Source organism: Streptomyces sp. NBC_01775, assembly GCF_035917675.1.
In the GTDB taxonomy this organism is placed as follows: Bacteria; Actinomycetota; Actinomycetes; order Streptomycetales; family Streptomycetaceae; genus Streptomyces.
The window spans coordinates 5,202,761-5,215,538 of sequence record NZ_CP109104.1; the positions used below are offsets into that span (position 1 = coordinate 5,202,761).

Here is a 12,778-nt window from a genome sequence, read left to right on the forward strand (position 1 = left end):
GGTGCCGCACGAGGGCAGCAGTACGAGTCTGCGGAGTAGACCTAGATCTACCTCGCGAGTGCGCCCACCGGCGCGGCGGCCGGTCAGGTGTCGCAGCCGACGCCGTCCCCGTCCCGGTCGAGATGCGGCCCGTACCCGGGATCGCCCCGGTGCACGGGCGCGGCGTTCGCCGCGCGCGCCTCGGCACAGTTGCCGAAGGGGCCCGAAGCGGCACCCCCGTCGCCCCCGCCGTCGCCGCCGCCCCCGCCTCCGCGCGCGGGCTGTGCGGTGACGGTGGCGCGCACGGTCCTCGTGGCCTTCACCGTCTTGGTGGCCGTGACCGTCGGACCCGCTTTCGGCTTCGCTCTCGGCTTCGCTTCCGCGGCGGGCGAGGCGGCGGCTTCCGCCGTCTTCGTGGCCGTGACGGTGGCCGTGGGACGAGGCCCCGCGGCGCTCGCACCAGCACTGTCGTCGCCGGCCCCGATTCCCGCACCGATGAGGAGCGCGAGCGCCGCGCCCGGCAGCACGTAGCGCTTGCGCGCCCATCGTGGCGCGGGGCGTGACGGTACGGGATATGGCGGTATGGGCTGCGGTGACTGCGGCGGTATATATGGATTTGCCATGACTCCCCCTGGGTTCAGGTGAGGTGACAGTAGTGTTCCGGGTGGTCCCGCACGAGAGGTTCGGTGCTAAGTGATGGTTCCGTGACCATTGGTCCGGGAACGCGCAGCAGGCGGAAGGGCTGCCGCCCCGCTCGTCCGCCCTCCGTCCTCCGTCCTCCCCAGTGACAACAACGGCGCGCCCGACCCAGTCGCGGTCGGACGCGCCATTCCCGTACGGGCTCGGGCTCGTACGGCTCGTACGGCTCGTACGTCCCGTACGGCCTATACGGGCCCCTACGTCGCCGGATCGGTCACTTCGCCAGATCCGCCTGCATCTCGTCGAGGATCTTTCCGGCCGCCGTGTAGCCGATGCCCTGGATCCACAGCTCGTCCTCGACGTGGAAGGCTTTGCCGTCCTTGACCGCCCGCATGTTCTTCCACAGCGGGCTCTTGACGGCCTTGTCCTCGCCGGACTTCTTCGGGTCTCCGAACGAGGTGTAGAAGACGGCGTCCGCGTCGCCCTTGTCCACCTGTTCGGGGCTGACCTCCAGCGCCAGGCCGCCGAACGCCTTCGCCTGCTTGACCACCGGGGGGCGGCCGAGTTTCACGTCGTCCAGCAGCGTCCCGATGTATGCCTTCTTGCCGTATATCCGGGTGTCCGCGCCCTGGGTGAAGCGGATGACGCTGGTCTGGAGGGACCTGGCCTTCTTCTCCCCGCCGAGTGCCTCGGTGACCTTCGCAGTGTGTGCGGTGTAGTCCGCGAGGACCTTCTTCGCCTCCGCCTTCTTTCCGAGCGCGTCCGCGTGCGCCTGGAAGTTCTCCTTCCAGGGGTATCCGGTCGTCTTCGTCATCACGGTCGGGGCGATCTGGGACAGCTCGTCGTAGCGGTCCGCGTCGCGGTCCTTGTTGGTGAGGATCAGATCGGGCTTGAGGGCGGCGATCTTCTCCATGTTGGGCTGGGCGACGGCGCCGACGTTCTCGACGCCCTTGAGCTCGTCCTTGGGCAGGTAGCTGAGGAACGGCTTGCCGGGCAGCGCCGTCGTCGCGCCGACCGGTTTGATGCCCAGGGTCACCACCGAGTCCAGCTCGGCGGTGTCGAGGACGACGACGCGCTTCGGCTTGTCGGGCACCTTCACCGGGCCGTTGACGGTCTTGACGGTGTGGGTGGCGCCCCCGCCCTTGTCCGAGCCGGAGTCCGCGTCGGAACCGCACGCGGACAGTGCGAGCGCCGAGGCGAGAACGACGGCCGTGCCCACGGCCGATCTGCCGACCACCTTCATACCCTGCTCCTTCATCCGGTCCCCCTGTGTCATGCCCCGCCCCTGCCCTCGGAAGCTTCGCCCTTCTCTGCCGACGCCCCGCCCTTCCCTGCCGACGCCCCGCCGCTTTCCGTCGTCGCCCTCCCGGATTCCGCCGTCGCCCCGCGTGGAGCAGGCACGTCGGCCACACCCACGCCCGGCTGCCATGGCGCGCCCGGCACCACCAGCGGATCGCCCGTCACGGGGCAGGGCACGACAACCGACTCCAGCCCGAAGACCTCGCGCACCAGCTCCGCGTTCACGATGTCGCCGGGCGGGCCCTGCGCCACGAGGCGGCCCTCCTTCATGGCGACGAGGTGATCGGCGTAGCGCGCGGCCTGGTTGAGGTCGTGCAGGACCATCACCACCGTGCGGCCCAGCGCCCCCTCACCCGTCGATGCGTCCCCTGCCGACGCGACCCCCGACGACGCGTCCCCCGTCGCCGCGTCTCCCGACGACGCCTCGGCCCTCGACGGGTCACCCGTCGACGAGGCGAGCTGCCGCACCAGGTCCAGCACTTCCACCTGGTGGGCGATGTCCAGGTAGGTCGTCGGCTCGTCCAGCAGCAGCAGGTCCGTCTCCTGCGCCAGGGCCATCGCGATCCACACCCGCTGCCGCTGACCCCCCGACAACTCATCGACGGGGCGGTCGCCGAGCGCGGTCACATCCGTGCGTTCCATGGCGTCCGTGACGGCCCGCTCGTCCTCCCGCGACCACTGCTGCCACCACCGCTGGTGCGGCTGGCGGCCCCGCGAGACCAGGTCGGAGACGGTGATCGCCTCGGGCGCCACGGGGGATTGGGGCAGCAGCCCGATCGACTGGGCGATCTTCCGCGTGGGCAGCCGCGCCAGTTCCTCGCCGTCCAGCAGCACCGCGCCCGCGCGCGGCTTCAGCAGGCGGCCCAGCGCCCGCAGCGTCGTGGACTTGCCGCACGCGTTCGGGCCGACGACGACGGTGACCTGGCCGTCGGGTATGTCCAGGTCCAGGTGTTCGACGACCGTGCGGTCCTCGTAGGCGAGTGTCAGCCCGCGTGCGGCGAGACGTCCGGCGCCACCCGCCCCGGCGACGGCCCCGGCGACGGTGTCGGCATCCCCATCCTTGGCGAGGCTGTGGGTCCCCCCGGCGAGGCCGTGGGTGTCGGATGTGCTCATTGCGCGGCTCCACTGCGGCTGCGGCCGGTACGGCCGGTACTTCCCCTGCCGGCACGGCCACCGGCACGACCGTCGGCACGACCGCCAGTACGGCCACCAGTACGGCCACCGGTACGGCTTCGGCTGACGCGGTCGCGGTCGCGGCCGGCGCGCCCGCCGCCGCCCGTCCGCATGATCAGCCAGATCAGATACGGGGCACCGACCGCCGCCGTCAAGACGCCCACCGGCAGCTCCGTGGGCGCGAACAGCTTGCGGGCCAGCAGGTCTCCCAGGGTGACGACGAACGCGCCCAGCAGCGCCGAGGACAGCAGCGGTATCTGTGCCGTGCGCGTGAGGCGGCGCGCGATCTGCGGCGCCAGGAGCGCGACGAAGTCGACGGGACCGGCCGCGCCCGTCGCGACGGAGGCCAGCACCACACCGGTGATCACCAGCAGCAACCGGTCCCGGCCCAGGCGGACGCCGAGCGCGGTGGCGGTGTCGTCGTCCAGCGTCACGTTGCGCTGGGCCCGCGCCGCCCACACCACGCACGGCAGCATCACCAGCAGCGCGACGGCCAGTGGCCCCGCCTGGTCCCAGCCGCGCCCGTTGAGGGAGCCGGTCATCCACACCTTCGCCTGCTGGGCCACCAGATAGTCGCCCTTGGTCAAGAAGAGCTGGGTGACCGAGCGCAGCGCCACGGAGAAGCCGATGCCGATCAGCACGAAGCGCGCGGCATGCAGCCCGCCCCGCCACGCGAACACGTAGACGAGGGCCGCCGCCAGCAGGCCGCCGGTGACCGACAGGTAGGGCAGCGTCGTGGAGGAGGTGACGCCGTACGTCATCGCGCCGACCGTCAGCGCCGAGGCCCCGTGCGTGACTCCGATGATCTCGGGGCTGGCCAGCGGGTTGCGGGCGACGGTCTGGATCAGTCCGCCCGCCACTCCGAGCGCGGCGCCCGCCATCAGCCCGACGACCATGCGGGGCGTCCGCAGCGTGCCGACGACCAGTTCGTCGGGGGACGGCCGGCCGAAGAGCACCTTGACGACCTCGGTGGGCGAGACGGTCGTCTCTCCCAGCGTCAGATTCGCGACGACGGCGGCGAAGAGGGCCACGGCGAGGACGACGGCCACCGCAGCGCCGCGCCGGTGCACGAGCCAGGAACTTTTGCGCCCCCGCACCACCGCGTACCCGGCGGGCCGGGTGCCGGACCCCACGGACCGGTTGCCGGACGCCGCGGGCCGGGTGCCGGGCGCCCCCGCGGGCCGGGCGCCGTTTCCGGCGGGCGGGGTGCTGAGCGCGCTCACGCGGGCACCGCCTTCCTGCGTACCAGGGCCACCAGGAACGGCACCCCGATCAGCGCGGTCATCACCCCGGCGGGCACCTCGCCCGGCGGCATCACCAGGCGGCCCACCACGTCGGAGACCAGCAGGACGACGGGCCCCAGCAGCGCGGCCATCGGCAGCAGCCACCGGTGGGCGCCGCCCACGAGCGCGCGGGCGATATGCGGAACGGCCAGCCCCACAAAGGCGATCGGCCCGGCCGCCGCGACCCCGGCGCCGGTCAGCACGGTGGCCCCCAGCCCGCCGAGGATCCGTACCCGCGCGACCCGCTGGCCCAGCCCCTTCGCGGTGTCCTCGCCCAGCGCGAGCGCGTCCAGCCCTCGCGCGACCGAGAGGACGAGCACGACACCGGCCAGCAGGAACGGCCAGATCTGCCCGGCGATTTCCGCGTCGCGGTCCGAGAGGGAGCCGACCTGCCAGAAGCGGAACTCGTCCATGGCGGCGGCGCGTGTCGTCAGGATGCCGGAGACGACGGCGACCAGCAGCGCGTTGACGGCGGCGCCCGCCAGCGCCAGCTTGACCGGTGTGGCGCCGCCGCGTCCGCGAGCGGCCACCGCGTAGACGGCGACTGCCGCGAAGCCCGCGCCCACGAAGGCGAACCACACGTAGCCGCTGAGCGAGTGGACCCCGGCGAACGCGATGGCGCACACGACCCCGAGCGAGGCGCCCTGGCTGATGCCGAGGATGCCGGGCTCGGCGATGGGGTTGCGGGTGACGCCCTGCATGACGGTCCCGGCGAGGCCGAGCGCGGCGCCCACCATGACGCCGACGAGGGTGCGCGGCACCCGCATGGTGCGGATGACATCGGCGGCCTTGCTGTCGCCGCCGTGCAGCAGCACGTGCCACACCTGGTCCGGTGCGATGGAGCGGCTGCCGAGCGCGAGGCTCAGCAGCACGGCCACGGCCAGCCCGCCCGCGGCGGCCAGGACCCAGGCGAGGCGGCGCGCGAGCACGGCCCGGCGCGGGGTCCGCAGCGCGGCGGCCTCAGTGCCGCTACCGCCGTGTGGCGCCCCGGCAGGGCTGGCGGTGGGCACGGCGGCAGGCATCGCGTTCCTCGGTGCGTACGACGGGCGGGATCGCTGAAAGAGGCGGAGCGGAGCAGGTAAGGCGGACCTAAGTGTAAGGCGTAGGGCAAGGCACAATGATCGACATGGTTTCGCACGCTTCGTCCCCCACGACCTCCCCCACGACCCCCGGCACGGCGTCCCCCACGGCCCCTGGCCCGGAGTCCGCCACCGCCTCTCGCACGGCGTCCCCCTCCGAGCCCATTGAGGCTTCCCCCACGGCGGCACCCGTAGCCCCCCGCACGGCATCCTTCGACGCGGCCCGCGCGGCCGGTGCCCCGGGAACCCTGACCATCGGCTTCGACCTCGACATGACGCTGATCGACTCCCGCCCCGGCATCCACGCGGCCTGGCGCAGGCTGTCCGCCGAGACCGGGGTGCGGGTCGACGCGGACCTGGTCGTCTCCCGGCTCGGCCCGCCGCTCACCCAGGAGCTGGCCCACTGGTTCGCCGAGGAGGACATCCCGGCAGCCGCCGAGCACTACCGCGCGCTGTACCCCGACTACGCGATCGAGCCGAGCCCCGCCCTCGCGGGCGCCCGCGAGGCCTTCGCCGCCGTCCGGGAGGCGGGCGGACGCGCGCTCGTCGTCACCGCCAAGCACCGGCCCAGCGCCCAACTGCACCTGGAACACCTGGGCATGGAACCCGACCTGCTCATAGGCGAACTCTGGGCCGAGGGCAAGGCGGAGGCCCTGGTCGAGCACCGCGCCGCCGCGTACGTCGGCGACCACGTGGGGGACGTGCGAGGAGCGCGCACGGCCGGAGTGGTCTCCGTCGCCGTCGCCACGGGACCGTGCTCGGAAGCGGAACTGACCGAGGCGGGCGCCGACATCGTCCTGCCCGACCTGACGGCCTTCCCCCGCTGGCTGCGGGAGTTCACACGCCCCTAGGGGCCGGACTCACGTGACCCCCCGGCCCGGGGGTCACGCCCCCTTGAGGCGCCGGTTCAAGCGCCCTCGGCGGCCCGACGCTGTGCCCTGGCCGTGCGGACGACCCCGGCGGCGGCCAGCGCGAATCCGGCGCCCATCAGCATGCAGACGAAATAGGCGGGCGCCGGGAGCGGTGTGGTGCCCAGGAAGAGCGGAGCGACGGTGGCGAGCGTGGCCACCGCCCCGACCAGGGAGACGATCCCGCCGATTCGTACGAGAAGATCACCGGCGGAGGGAGTTTCAGTGTTCACCCGCCCAGGGTAGATCGCACTGCGGGCGCTCTCCCAAACGGTGCGGGCGCTCTCTCAGCGGCACCGGGGGGTGCCCAAGAACCACTCGGTGGCACCTTGCCACCAGGGCGGGGGCCATTAACCTTGGTGGTAGCGGGTCTTTCGGCCCGCTCGACTGCTCTTCAGGGGGGTTGGGGGGCCATCGCAGGCGACCTTCGCCCCAGTACAGCAGACCCATTTTCCAGTAGCCGCAGCCCGGTGCTTCCGGACGAGTACGAGGACGAGGACAGACGTGCCTACCGGCAAGGTCAAGTGGTTCAACAGCGAGAAGGGCTTCGGCTTTCTCTCCCGTGACGACGGCGGCGACGTCTTCGTGCACTCGTCAGTGCTCCCGGACGGCGTGGACGCGCTGAAGCCGGGCCAGCGCGTGGAGTTCGGCGTGGTCGCCGGACAGCGGGGTGACCAGGCGCTTTCCGTGACGATGCTGGACCCGGCCCCGTCCGTGGCTGCGGCGCAGCGCCGCAAGCCGGACGAGCTGGCCTCGATCGTGCAGGATCTGACGACGCTGCTTGACGGCGTCTCCCAGTCCCTGGAGCGCGGGCGCTACCCCGACAAGCAGCACGGCCACAAGATCGCCGGCTTGCTTCGCGCCGTCGCCGACCAGCTCGACATCTAGTGCCGTGACCGGCAATGTTTGCCCGTCAAGGAGCGTCGTCGTGGGGGCACCGCCCGCGCGAGCGGAGCCGAGCGTGGGGGAGCGTGCGATCGCAAGGCGGCCGGAAGCCCTTGATCGGGGTCTCCTCTGCTCTGGGGGCACCTCCCGGCCGAAGGCCGGGGGAGGAGTTGAGAGCTTGGGGAAGGAGCTACCAGGGCTTTTGGCCAACGCCGCTGGGGGCACCCCCTGCTCGGAGAGCTTGGGGGAGTGCGTGCCGGGCGGCGCGACAGGGCAAAGCTTGCCGGGAGGGGCACTAGGGACTCCACGCTGGTCCAGGGGCGCCACGCTCCACGTCCGGGGAGAGACCGGCAGGGGGAGGGGATCCCAGGAGGGGATCAGGGAAAGCTGAGCGCGTCCGGGCCGAGGGGCGGTACGAGCCCCTCGGCCGCCGCGCGGCTGAGCAGCCCGCGCACCGCCGCGTAGCCGTCCTCGCCCAGCTCCTCGGTGAACTCGTTGACGTACAGCCCGATGTGCTGCTCGGCCACCGCCGGGTCCATCTCCTGGGAGTGCGCCAGCACATAGGGCCGCGAGATCTCGGGGTCCTTCCAGGCCGTCCGCACCGAGGTGCTGATCGTCGCCGCCAGCTCGCGCAGCTTCTTCTCGCCCAGCGAGCGCTTGGCGATGATCGCGCCCAGCGGGATCGGCAAGCCGGTGGTGGACTCCCAGTGCTCGCCCATGTCGGCGAGGCTGTGCAGGCCGTAGTCCTGGTAGGTGAAGCGGGCCTCGTGGATGACGAGTCCGGCGTCGACCTCGCCGTCGCGGACCGCCGGCATGATCTCGTGGAACGGCAGCACGACGATCTCGCCGACGCCGTCGGGCACCTCGGCGGCGGCCCACAGCCGGAAGAGCAGATACGCGGTCGAGCGCTCGCTCGGCACCGCCACGCGCTTGCCGCTCAGCGCCTTCGCCTCGCCCGCCTCGCGCGTGAGCACCAGCGGGCCGCAGCCGCGTCCGAGGGCGCCGCCGCAGGGGAGCAGGGCGTACTCCTCCAGCACCCACGGCAGGACCGCGTACGACACCTTCAGCACGTCCAACTCCCCGCGCTCGGCCATCCCGTTGGTGAGGTCGATGTCCGCGAACGTGACCTCGGGCGCCGCCGCGCCGGGCACGCGGCCGTGCACCCACGCGTCGAAGACGAACGTGTCGTTCGGGCAGGGCGAAAAGGCGATGGAGAGGGGGCGGGGGGCGGTGTCTGTGTCCCTGACTGTGTCCATGGCTGTGTTCATGGCTCCGTTCACGACTGTGTTCATGACTGCGGGGGGCCTGCCCCTTACCGGGTGAGCTTGCCGAAGGCGGTCGTGAGCGCGGCGAGCGCCTCCGGGATACGCCACGCCGCGCGGTCGCGGGGCCCGACGGCGTTGGAGACCGCACGGATCTCCATGACGGGCACCCCGTGCGCGGCGGCGGCCTCGGCGACACCGAAGCCCTCCATCGCCTCCGCCGCAGCGCCCGGATACCGCTCCAGCAGGAGCGCGGCGTGCTCTTGGGTGCCGGTGGCGGTGGAGACGGTCAGCACGGGGCCCGTGCGCGCGCCGGTCGCCTCGGCGGCGGCCCGTACGAGGTCCTCGGGGGGATGGTGCGCGGAGGTGCCGAAGCCCAGCTCCGCGACGGACGCGAACCCCGTCGGGGTCTGCGCGCCCAGATCGGCCGCCACGATGCGGTCGGCGATCACCGTGTCGCCGAGCGCGATGCCGCCGGCCGCGAAGCCGCCGCCGATTCCGGCCGAGACGACCAGGTCGTACGGCCGGCCCTCGTACGCGGCCGTCACCAGCGCGGTCGCCGTCCCGGCGCCGGCCGCGCCGGGGCCTACGCCCACGGCTGTGACGTCGGCACCGGGCGCCGCCCGTTCGACGGCCTCCCGCTCGGCGGCCACGGCCACGACGACGAGCACCCGTCCGAATGTTTCCAGCACGCGCCACACCTCCGGCGGCCCATTCTCCGCGTTGCCGACTCCCGCCTCGATGGCACCCCCCGCGTCAGTGGTGGGGCCGCGCCGCCTTGTTTCCGCCGCCTCCCGTTCCCGCCGCGATGACGGCTGGGGCCCGCCTCCCTTTCCGCCGCAACGGTGGCGCGCTACGACGGACAGGGTCCGGCGGAAGGGCCGACGGCCGAGGCCGGTTCGGCACCGCCGGTCCGCGCCGTGGGGCGTCTCGCCGTCACGGCGGGAAAAGGGGGTGCGGTCGGGAAGGGGTGCGCGGCGGGGCGAAAGGGCGTCAGTCCGTGGTGGTGCTCTTCAGAGTGAAGTGCCAGATGCCCTTGAAGTCGCCGCCGGAGGTTTCCACGATGCTGATCTGGACGCTCTTCTTCGGCGCCGAGGGCTGCCCCTGCGCCGACTGGCTCTGGAAGAACGCCTCGCCGGGGAGGGAGTAGTAGGTCTTCTTGACCGGTTCGGGCAGCGCGGGCTTGCCGTCGACGAGGACGAGCCAGCCGTGGTCGCCCGTCTCCGGGTCGACTCCGAGGCGGAGCTTGTCGCCCGTGCTGACGGAGACCGTCTTGTCGGCCTTCTTGCTGAGGCACTTGCGGACCTCGGCCTGCGGGAGCGCCTTGCCGTCGTCGTAGCAGGCGGCCTCGGTGGTCACCGAGTCGCTGCCGACCGTCGCGGTCACCATCGGGGTCGGCTTGTCGCACGCCGAGAGGGCGACGAGGCCGAGCGAGGCGGCACCGAGGGCGGTGGCGGTGCGCACGCCCCGCCGCGACTGTGACGACATGCGGCTCCGCCGCGTGAGCTTGCTCATGCGGGCAGGCTACCGGGCGGTTCCGGTCAGGCGACGCGGGGGTGCGGCGTGCCGCGGCGGGCGGCGACGAGCAGCCCTCGTACGGCCGTGAGCACACCGGCGGCCACCAGCCCGGCCGCCACGGCCATGCCCAGGCGGCCGACGAGGGGGAGGGCGATGCCGATGGCGCCCCCCGCGACCCAGGACATCTGCATCAGCGTCTCCGAGCGCGCGAAGGCGGAGGTGCGGACCTCTTCGGGCATGTCGCGCTGGATGAGCGCGTCCAGCGACAGCTTGCCGAGCGCCTGCACGATGCCCGCCGTCGCGGCGACGGCGGTCACGGCGACCGCGCCGTAGAAGGCCGCAGCGACGATGGTGGCGGCGAGCGCGCACAACAGGACGCAGGTGATGATCAGTTCGGGCCCACGGCTGCGCAGCAGCGCGCCGAGCGCGGTGCCCAGCGCGTTTCCGGCGCCGGCCGCGACGCCCGCCAGGCCGAGGGAGACGGCGGCCGACAGCCCGCCCAGCGGGTGCTCGCGCAGCAGGAAGGCGAGGAAGAAGGTGAGGAACCCGGACAGCGCGCGCAGCGAGGAGTTCGCGAACAGCGCGCTGAGCACCGAGGAGCCGACGGTCCGCAGCCCGGGCCGCCGCTCCGGCCGGTCCTGGCTGCGGGTCTGCTCCCGGGCCCGCTCCTGGCGGTTGGTCCGCTCCCGGCCCCGAGCCCGCTCCCGGCCCCGGGCCCGCTCCCGGCCCCGCCCGCGTGGCGCGTCGCGTACGAGGTGCGCGGGGCGCTCCCCCTTCGCGGAGTCGACCTTGTGGTCGAGGGAGAAGGAGAGGAAGGTGCCGACGATGAACACGGCGAAGGCGCCGTACAGCGGCCACTTGGCACCCAGCGCGTGCAGCCCCGCACCGGCGGGCGCCGCGGCGCCGGTGGCCAGCAGCCCGGCGAGGGTCACCCGGGAGTTGGCCTTTACGAGTGAGATACGCGGCGGCAGCAGCCTCGGTACCACGGCCGAGCGCACCACGCCGTACGCCTTGGAGGACACCAGTACGCCCAGCGCCGCCGGGTACAGCTCCAGGCCGCCGGTGGCCACGGCGGTCGCCATCGTCAGCGCCAGCAGCGCGCGGGCCAGCATCGCCGCGGCCATCGCCGCGCGCCGGCCGTGCGGTACGCGGTCGAGCAGCGGGCCGATCACGGGCGCGAGGATCGCGAAGGGCGCCATCGTCACCGCGAGGTACAGCGCGACGCGGCCTCGTGCCTCCCCCGTGGGGACGGAGAAGAAGACCGTCGAGGCGAGTGCCACGGTGATGAGCATGTCGCCCGCCGAGTTGACGGCGTGCAGTTCGATGAGCTTGCCGAGGCCGGACTCGCCCGCGCCTTCCGCGTGGGTGGCGCGGCGGATGCGGCGCGCCACCGCGGCCGGTGGCCGGCTGAGGGCGCGTGCGACACGGCGGAGCCCGCTGGGTTTCCCGGGCATGTCGGGAGCCACGCCGTTCAGTGTGCCCCAGAAGCCGGGCCGGAAGCCGGTGGCGCGAGGGCCGCTGCGGCTGGCTGCGGATTCCTTCTCGGGGCCCGTGGGGTAGCGTGGGTGAACGGTGCGCACCGCACGGCCCCTTTGAGCGCGGGCGCGCGGACGTCGCAGCGGCCCCCCGGTCCCGCTCCGTCCCCGACCCCGCCCCTCCTTCTGTGGCCGTACGGGCAGCGCATGCCGACAACGGCGCGACGGCCTAGGAGAGACGATTCTTGTGAGTGCTGCATGAGTGCCGCGACGCGGAGTGCGACCCGTAGCGCGCGGAGCCGCCGCGCCCCCGACAAGCTGTGTGCCGAGGCCGTCGAGCTGGCCAGGGAGGCGGTCGAGGAGGCCGCCGACCCGGGAACGGTCGGTGAGTGGATCGAGGCCGTCGCCGACGAGGACCGAGTCGTCACTCACCTCTTCGAGGCCCGCATGTCCGGGTACCGGGGCTGGCGATGGGCTGTCACCGTCGCCCGCGCCTCCCGGGCCAAGAAGGTCACCGTCGACGAGTCGGTGCTGCTGCCCGGCGAGGACGCGCTGCTGGGCCCCGAGTGGGTGCCCTGGAGCGAGCGGCTGCGCCCCGGCGACCTGGGGCCCGGCGACCTGTTGCCGACCGAGGCCGAGGATCCGCGCCTGGAGCCCGGCTTCCTGGGCGAGGACGTCCCGCCGCCCAACTCTCCCGTGGCCGACGAGGAGCTCCCGGTCCCAGGGCTGGAGCGGGTGGGTATCGGCTCCGTCGCCGACGAGCCCGGCATGGGGCGCAAGCGCGTCTTGTCGCGGGTGGGTCTGCACGAGGCGGCCGACCGCTGGGAGGAGTCCTACGGGCCCAAGACGCAGATGGCCCAGTCGGCGCCGGCGAACTGTGTGAGCTGCGGTTTCCTGGTGCCGGTCGCGGGCTCGCTGCGGCAGGCGTTCGGGATCTGCGCCAACGAGTTCAGCCCGGCCGACGGGCACGTGGTCTCCCTCGCCTACGGCTGCGGGGGCCACTCGGAGGCCGCCGTCATGCCGCGCCCGCCCCAGCCGCCGCCGCATGTGATCGACGAGACGCTCGCCGATCCCTTCACGCTCGCGGACCCGGCGCCGGGGGCGAACGGCGCCTCCTCAGCGGACGCCGTGAACGTCGAGGCCGGCGCCGAAGCGGCTGCGTCCGCCCGCGCGGACGCGGGAGCGGGCGCGCGCGAGGGCTCCACGGGCGAGTGACGTAGCCTCTCCTGGCCGCAGGGCCACCGCCGCACCGACCGACGGGCGTGGCCCCGCGCGGGC

13 protein-coding genes are annotated in these 12,778 nt (G+C 73.3%); 3 read left to right on the forward strand and 10 right to left on the reverse strand.

Annotated features, from left to right (window positions below; genetic code table 11):
- Window positions 1-83 precede the first annotated feature (83 nt).
- The 5 genes from OHB04_RS23295 to OHB04_RS23315 all read right to left on the reverse strand — a co-directional run bounded on the left by OHB04_RS23295 (window position 84) and on the right by OHB04_RS23315 (window position 5,395).
- Window positions 84-602, reverse strand: coding sequence for an excalibur calcium-binding domain-containing protein (locus OHB04_RS23295; protein WP_326689597.1), 519 nt, complete (start codon window positions 600-602; stop codon window positions 84-86).
- Between the two features lie 290 nt (window positions 603-892).
- Complete coding sequence (locus tag OHB04_RS23300; protein WP_405804231.1) at window positions 893-1,894, reverse strand: ABC transporter substrate-binding protein; 1,002 nt, start codon at window positions 1,892-1,894, stop codon at window positions 893-895.
- On the reverse strand, window positions 1,891-3,030 hold the full coding sequence (locus tag OHB04_RS23305) for an ABC transporter ATP-binding protein (protein ID WP_326808219.1): 1,140 nt from the start codon (window positions 3,028-3,030) through the stop codon (window positions 1,891-1,893). Before OHB04_RS23305 ends, OHB04_RS23300 begins: the two co-directional genes overlap by 4 nt.
- Complete coding sequence (locus tag OHB04_RS23310; protein ID WP_326809500.1) at window positions 3,027-4,223, reverse strand: FecCD family ABC transporter permease; 1,197 nt, start codon at window positions 4,221-4,223, stop codon at window positions 3,027-3,029. Before OHB04_RS23310 ends, OHB04_RS23305 begins: the two co-directional genes overlap by 4 nt.
- Window positions 4,224-4,309: 86 nt before the next feature.
- Window positions 4,310-5,395 (reverse strand): FecCD family ABC transporter permease, encoded by a 1,086-nt coding sequence (locus OHB04_RS23315; protein WP_326689599.1) that lies wholly within the window; start codon window positions 5,393-5,395, stop codon window positions 4,310-4,312.
- Window positions 5,396-5,724: 329 nt separating this feature from the next.
- On the opposite strand from OHB04_RS23315, the gene OHB04_RS23320 reads away from it, so the two are divergent.
- Window positions 5,725-6,303 carry an HAD family hydrolase gene (locus OHB04_RS23320; protein ID WP_405807406.1) on the forward strand — a complete coding sequence of 193 codons (579 nt, stop codon included), beginning with the start codon at window positions 5,725-5,727 and terminating at the stop codon, window positions 6,301-6,303.
- 56 nt (window positions 6,304-6,359) lie between these two features.
- On the opposite strand, the gene OHB04_RS23325 is transcribed toward OHB04_RS23320, so the two are convergent.
- Entirely contained in the window at window positions 6,360-6,593 is a 234-nt protein-coding gene (locus tag OHB04_RS23325; protein ID WP_326808220.1) for a hypothetical protein, read from the reverse strand.
- A 271-nt stretch (window positions 6,594-6,864) separates the two neighbouring features.
- Between OHB04_RS23325 and OHB04_RS23330 the strand changes: the two genes are divergently transcribed.
- On the forward strand, window positions 6,865-7,248 hold the full coding sequence (locus tag OHB04_RS23330; RefSeq protein ID WP_326689601.1) for a cold-shock protein: 384 nt from the start codon (window positions 6,865-6,867) through the stop codon (window positions 7,246-7,248).
- Between the two features lie 374 nt (window positions 7,249-7,622).
- Here the strand turns inward: OHB04_RS23330 and OHB04_RS23335 are convergent, their stop codons facing one another.
- The 4 genes from OHB04_RS23335 to OHB04_RS23350 form a co-directional block, all read right to left on the reverse strand.
- Window positions 7,623-8,501, reverse strand: coding sequence for a 1,4-dihydroxy-6-naphthoate synthase (locus tag OHB04_RS23335; RefSeq protein WP_326689602.1), 879 nt, complete (start codon window positions 8,499-8,501; stop codon window positions 7,623-7,625).
- A 56-nt stretch (window positions 8,502-8,557) separates the two neighbouring features.
- Window positions 8,558-9,199: a futalosine hydrolase gene (locus tag OHB04_RS23340; protein WP_326689603.1), complete on the reverse strand. Its 642-nt coding sequence runs from the start codon at window positions 9,197-9,199 to the stop codon at window positions 8,558-8,560.
- A 301-nt stretch (window positions 9,200-9,500) separates the two neighbouring features.
- Window positions 9,501-10,022 (reverse strand): DUF2771 domain-containing protein, encoded by a 522-nt coding sequence (locus OHB04_RS23345; protein WP_326689604.1) that lies wholly within the window; start codon window positions 10,020-10,022, stop codon window positions 9,501-9,503.
- A gap of 26 nt (window positions 10,023-10,048) precedes the next feature.
- Window positions 10,049-11,479 carry an MFS transporter gene (locus tag OHB04_RS23350; RefSeq protein ID WP_326809502.1) on the reverse strand — a complete coding sequence of 477 codons (1,431 nt, stop codon included), beginning with the start codon at window positions 11,477-11,479 and terminating at the stop codon, window positions 10,049-10,051.
- A gap of 279 nt (window positions 11,480-11,758) precedes the next feature.
- Here OHB04_RS23350 and OHB04_RS23355 point away from each other — a divergent pair, with 279 nt between their 5' ends.
- Window positions 11,759-12,715, forward strand: a complete 957-nt coding sequence (locus OHB04_RS23355) for a DUF3027 domain-containing protein (RefSeq protein WP_326689605.1) — start codon at window positions 11,759-11,761, stop codon at window positions 12,713-12,715.
- Window positions 12,716-12,778 lie beyond the last annotated feature (63 nt).

Excerpts from the sequence above, each read along its gene's own strand:
- OHB04_RS23295 (WP_326689597.1), bottom strand. The coding sequence starts at position 602 with ATGGCAAATCCATATATACCGCCGCAGTCACCGCAGCCCATACCGCCA.
- OHB04_RS23300 (WP_405804231.1), bottom strand. The coding sequence starts at position 1,894 with ATGACACAGGGGGACCGGATGAAGGAGCAGGGTATGAAGGTGGTCGGC.
- OHB04_RS23305 (WP_326808219.1), bottom strand. The coding sequence starts at position 3,030 with ATGAGCACATCCGACACCCACGGCCTCGCCGGGGGGACCCACAGCCTC.
- OHB04_RS23315 (WP_326689599.1), bottom strand. The coding sequence starts at position 5,395 with ATGCCTGCCGCCGTGCCCACCGCCAGCCCTGCCGGGGCGCCACACGGC.
- OHB04_RS23320 (WP_405807406.1), top strand. The coding sequence starts at position 5,725 with ATGACGCTGATCGACTCCCGCCCCGGCATCCACGCGGCCTGGCGCAGG.
- OHB04_RS23335 (WP_326689602.1), bottom strand. The coding sequence starts at position 8,501 with ATGGACACAGTCAGGGACACAGACACCGCCCCCCGCCCCCTCTCCATC.
- OHB04_RS23345 (WP_326689604.1), bottom strand. The coding sequence starts at position 10,022 with ATGAGCAAGCTCACGCGGCGGAGCCGCATGTCGTCACAGTCGCGGCGG.
- OHB04_RS23350 (WP_326809502.1), bottom strand. The coding sequence starts at position 11,479 with ATGCCCGGGAAACCCAGCGGGCTCCGCCGTGTCGCACGCGCCCTCAGC.
- OHB04_RS23355 (WP_326689605.1), top strand. The coding sequence starts at position 11,759 with ATGAGTGCCGCGACGCGGAGTGCGACCCGTAGCGCGCGGAGCCGCCGC.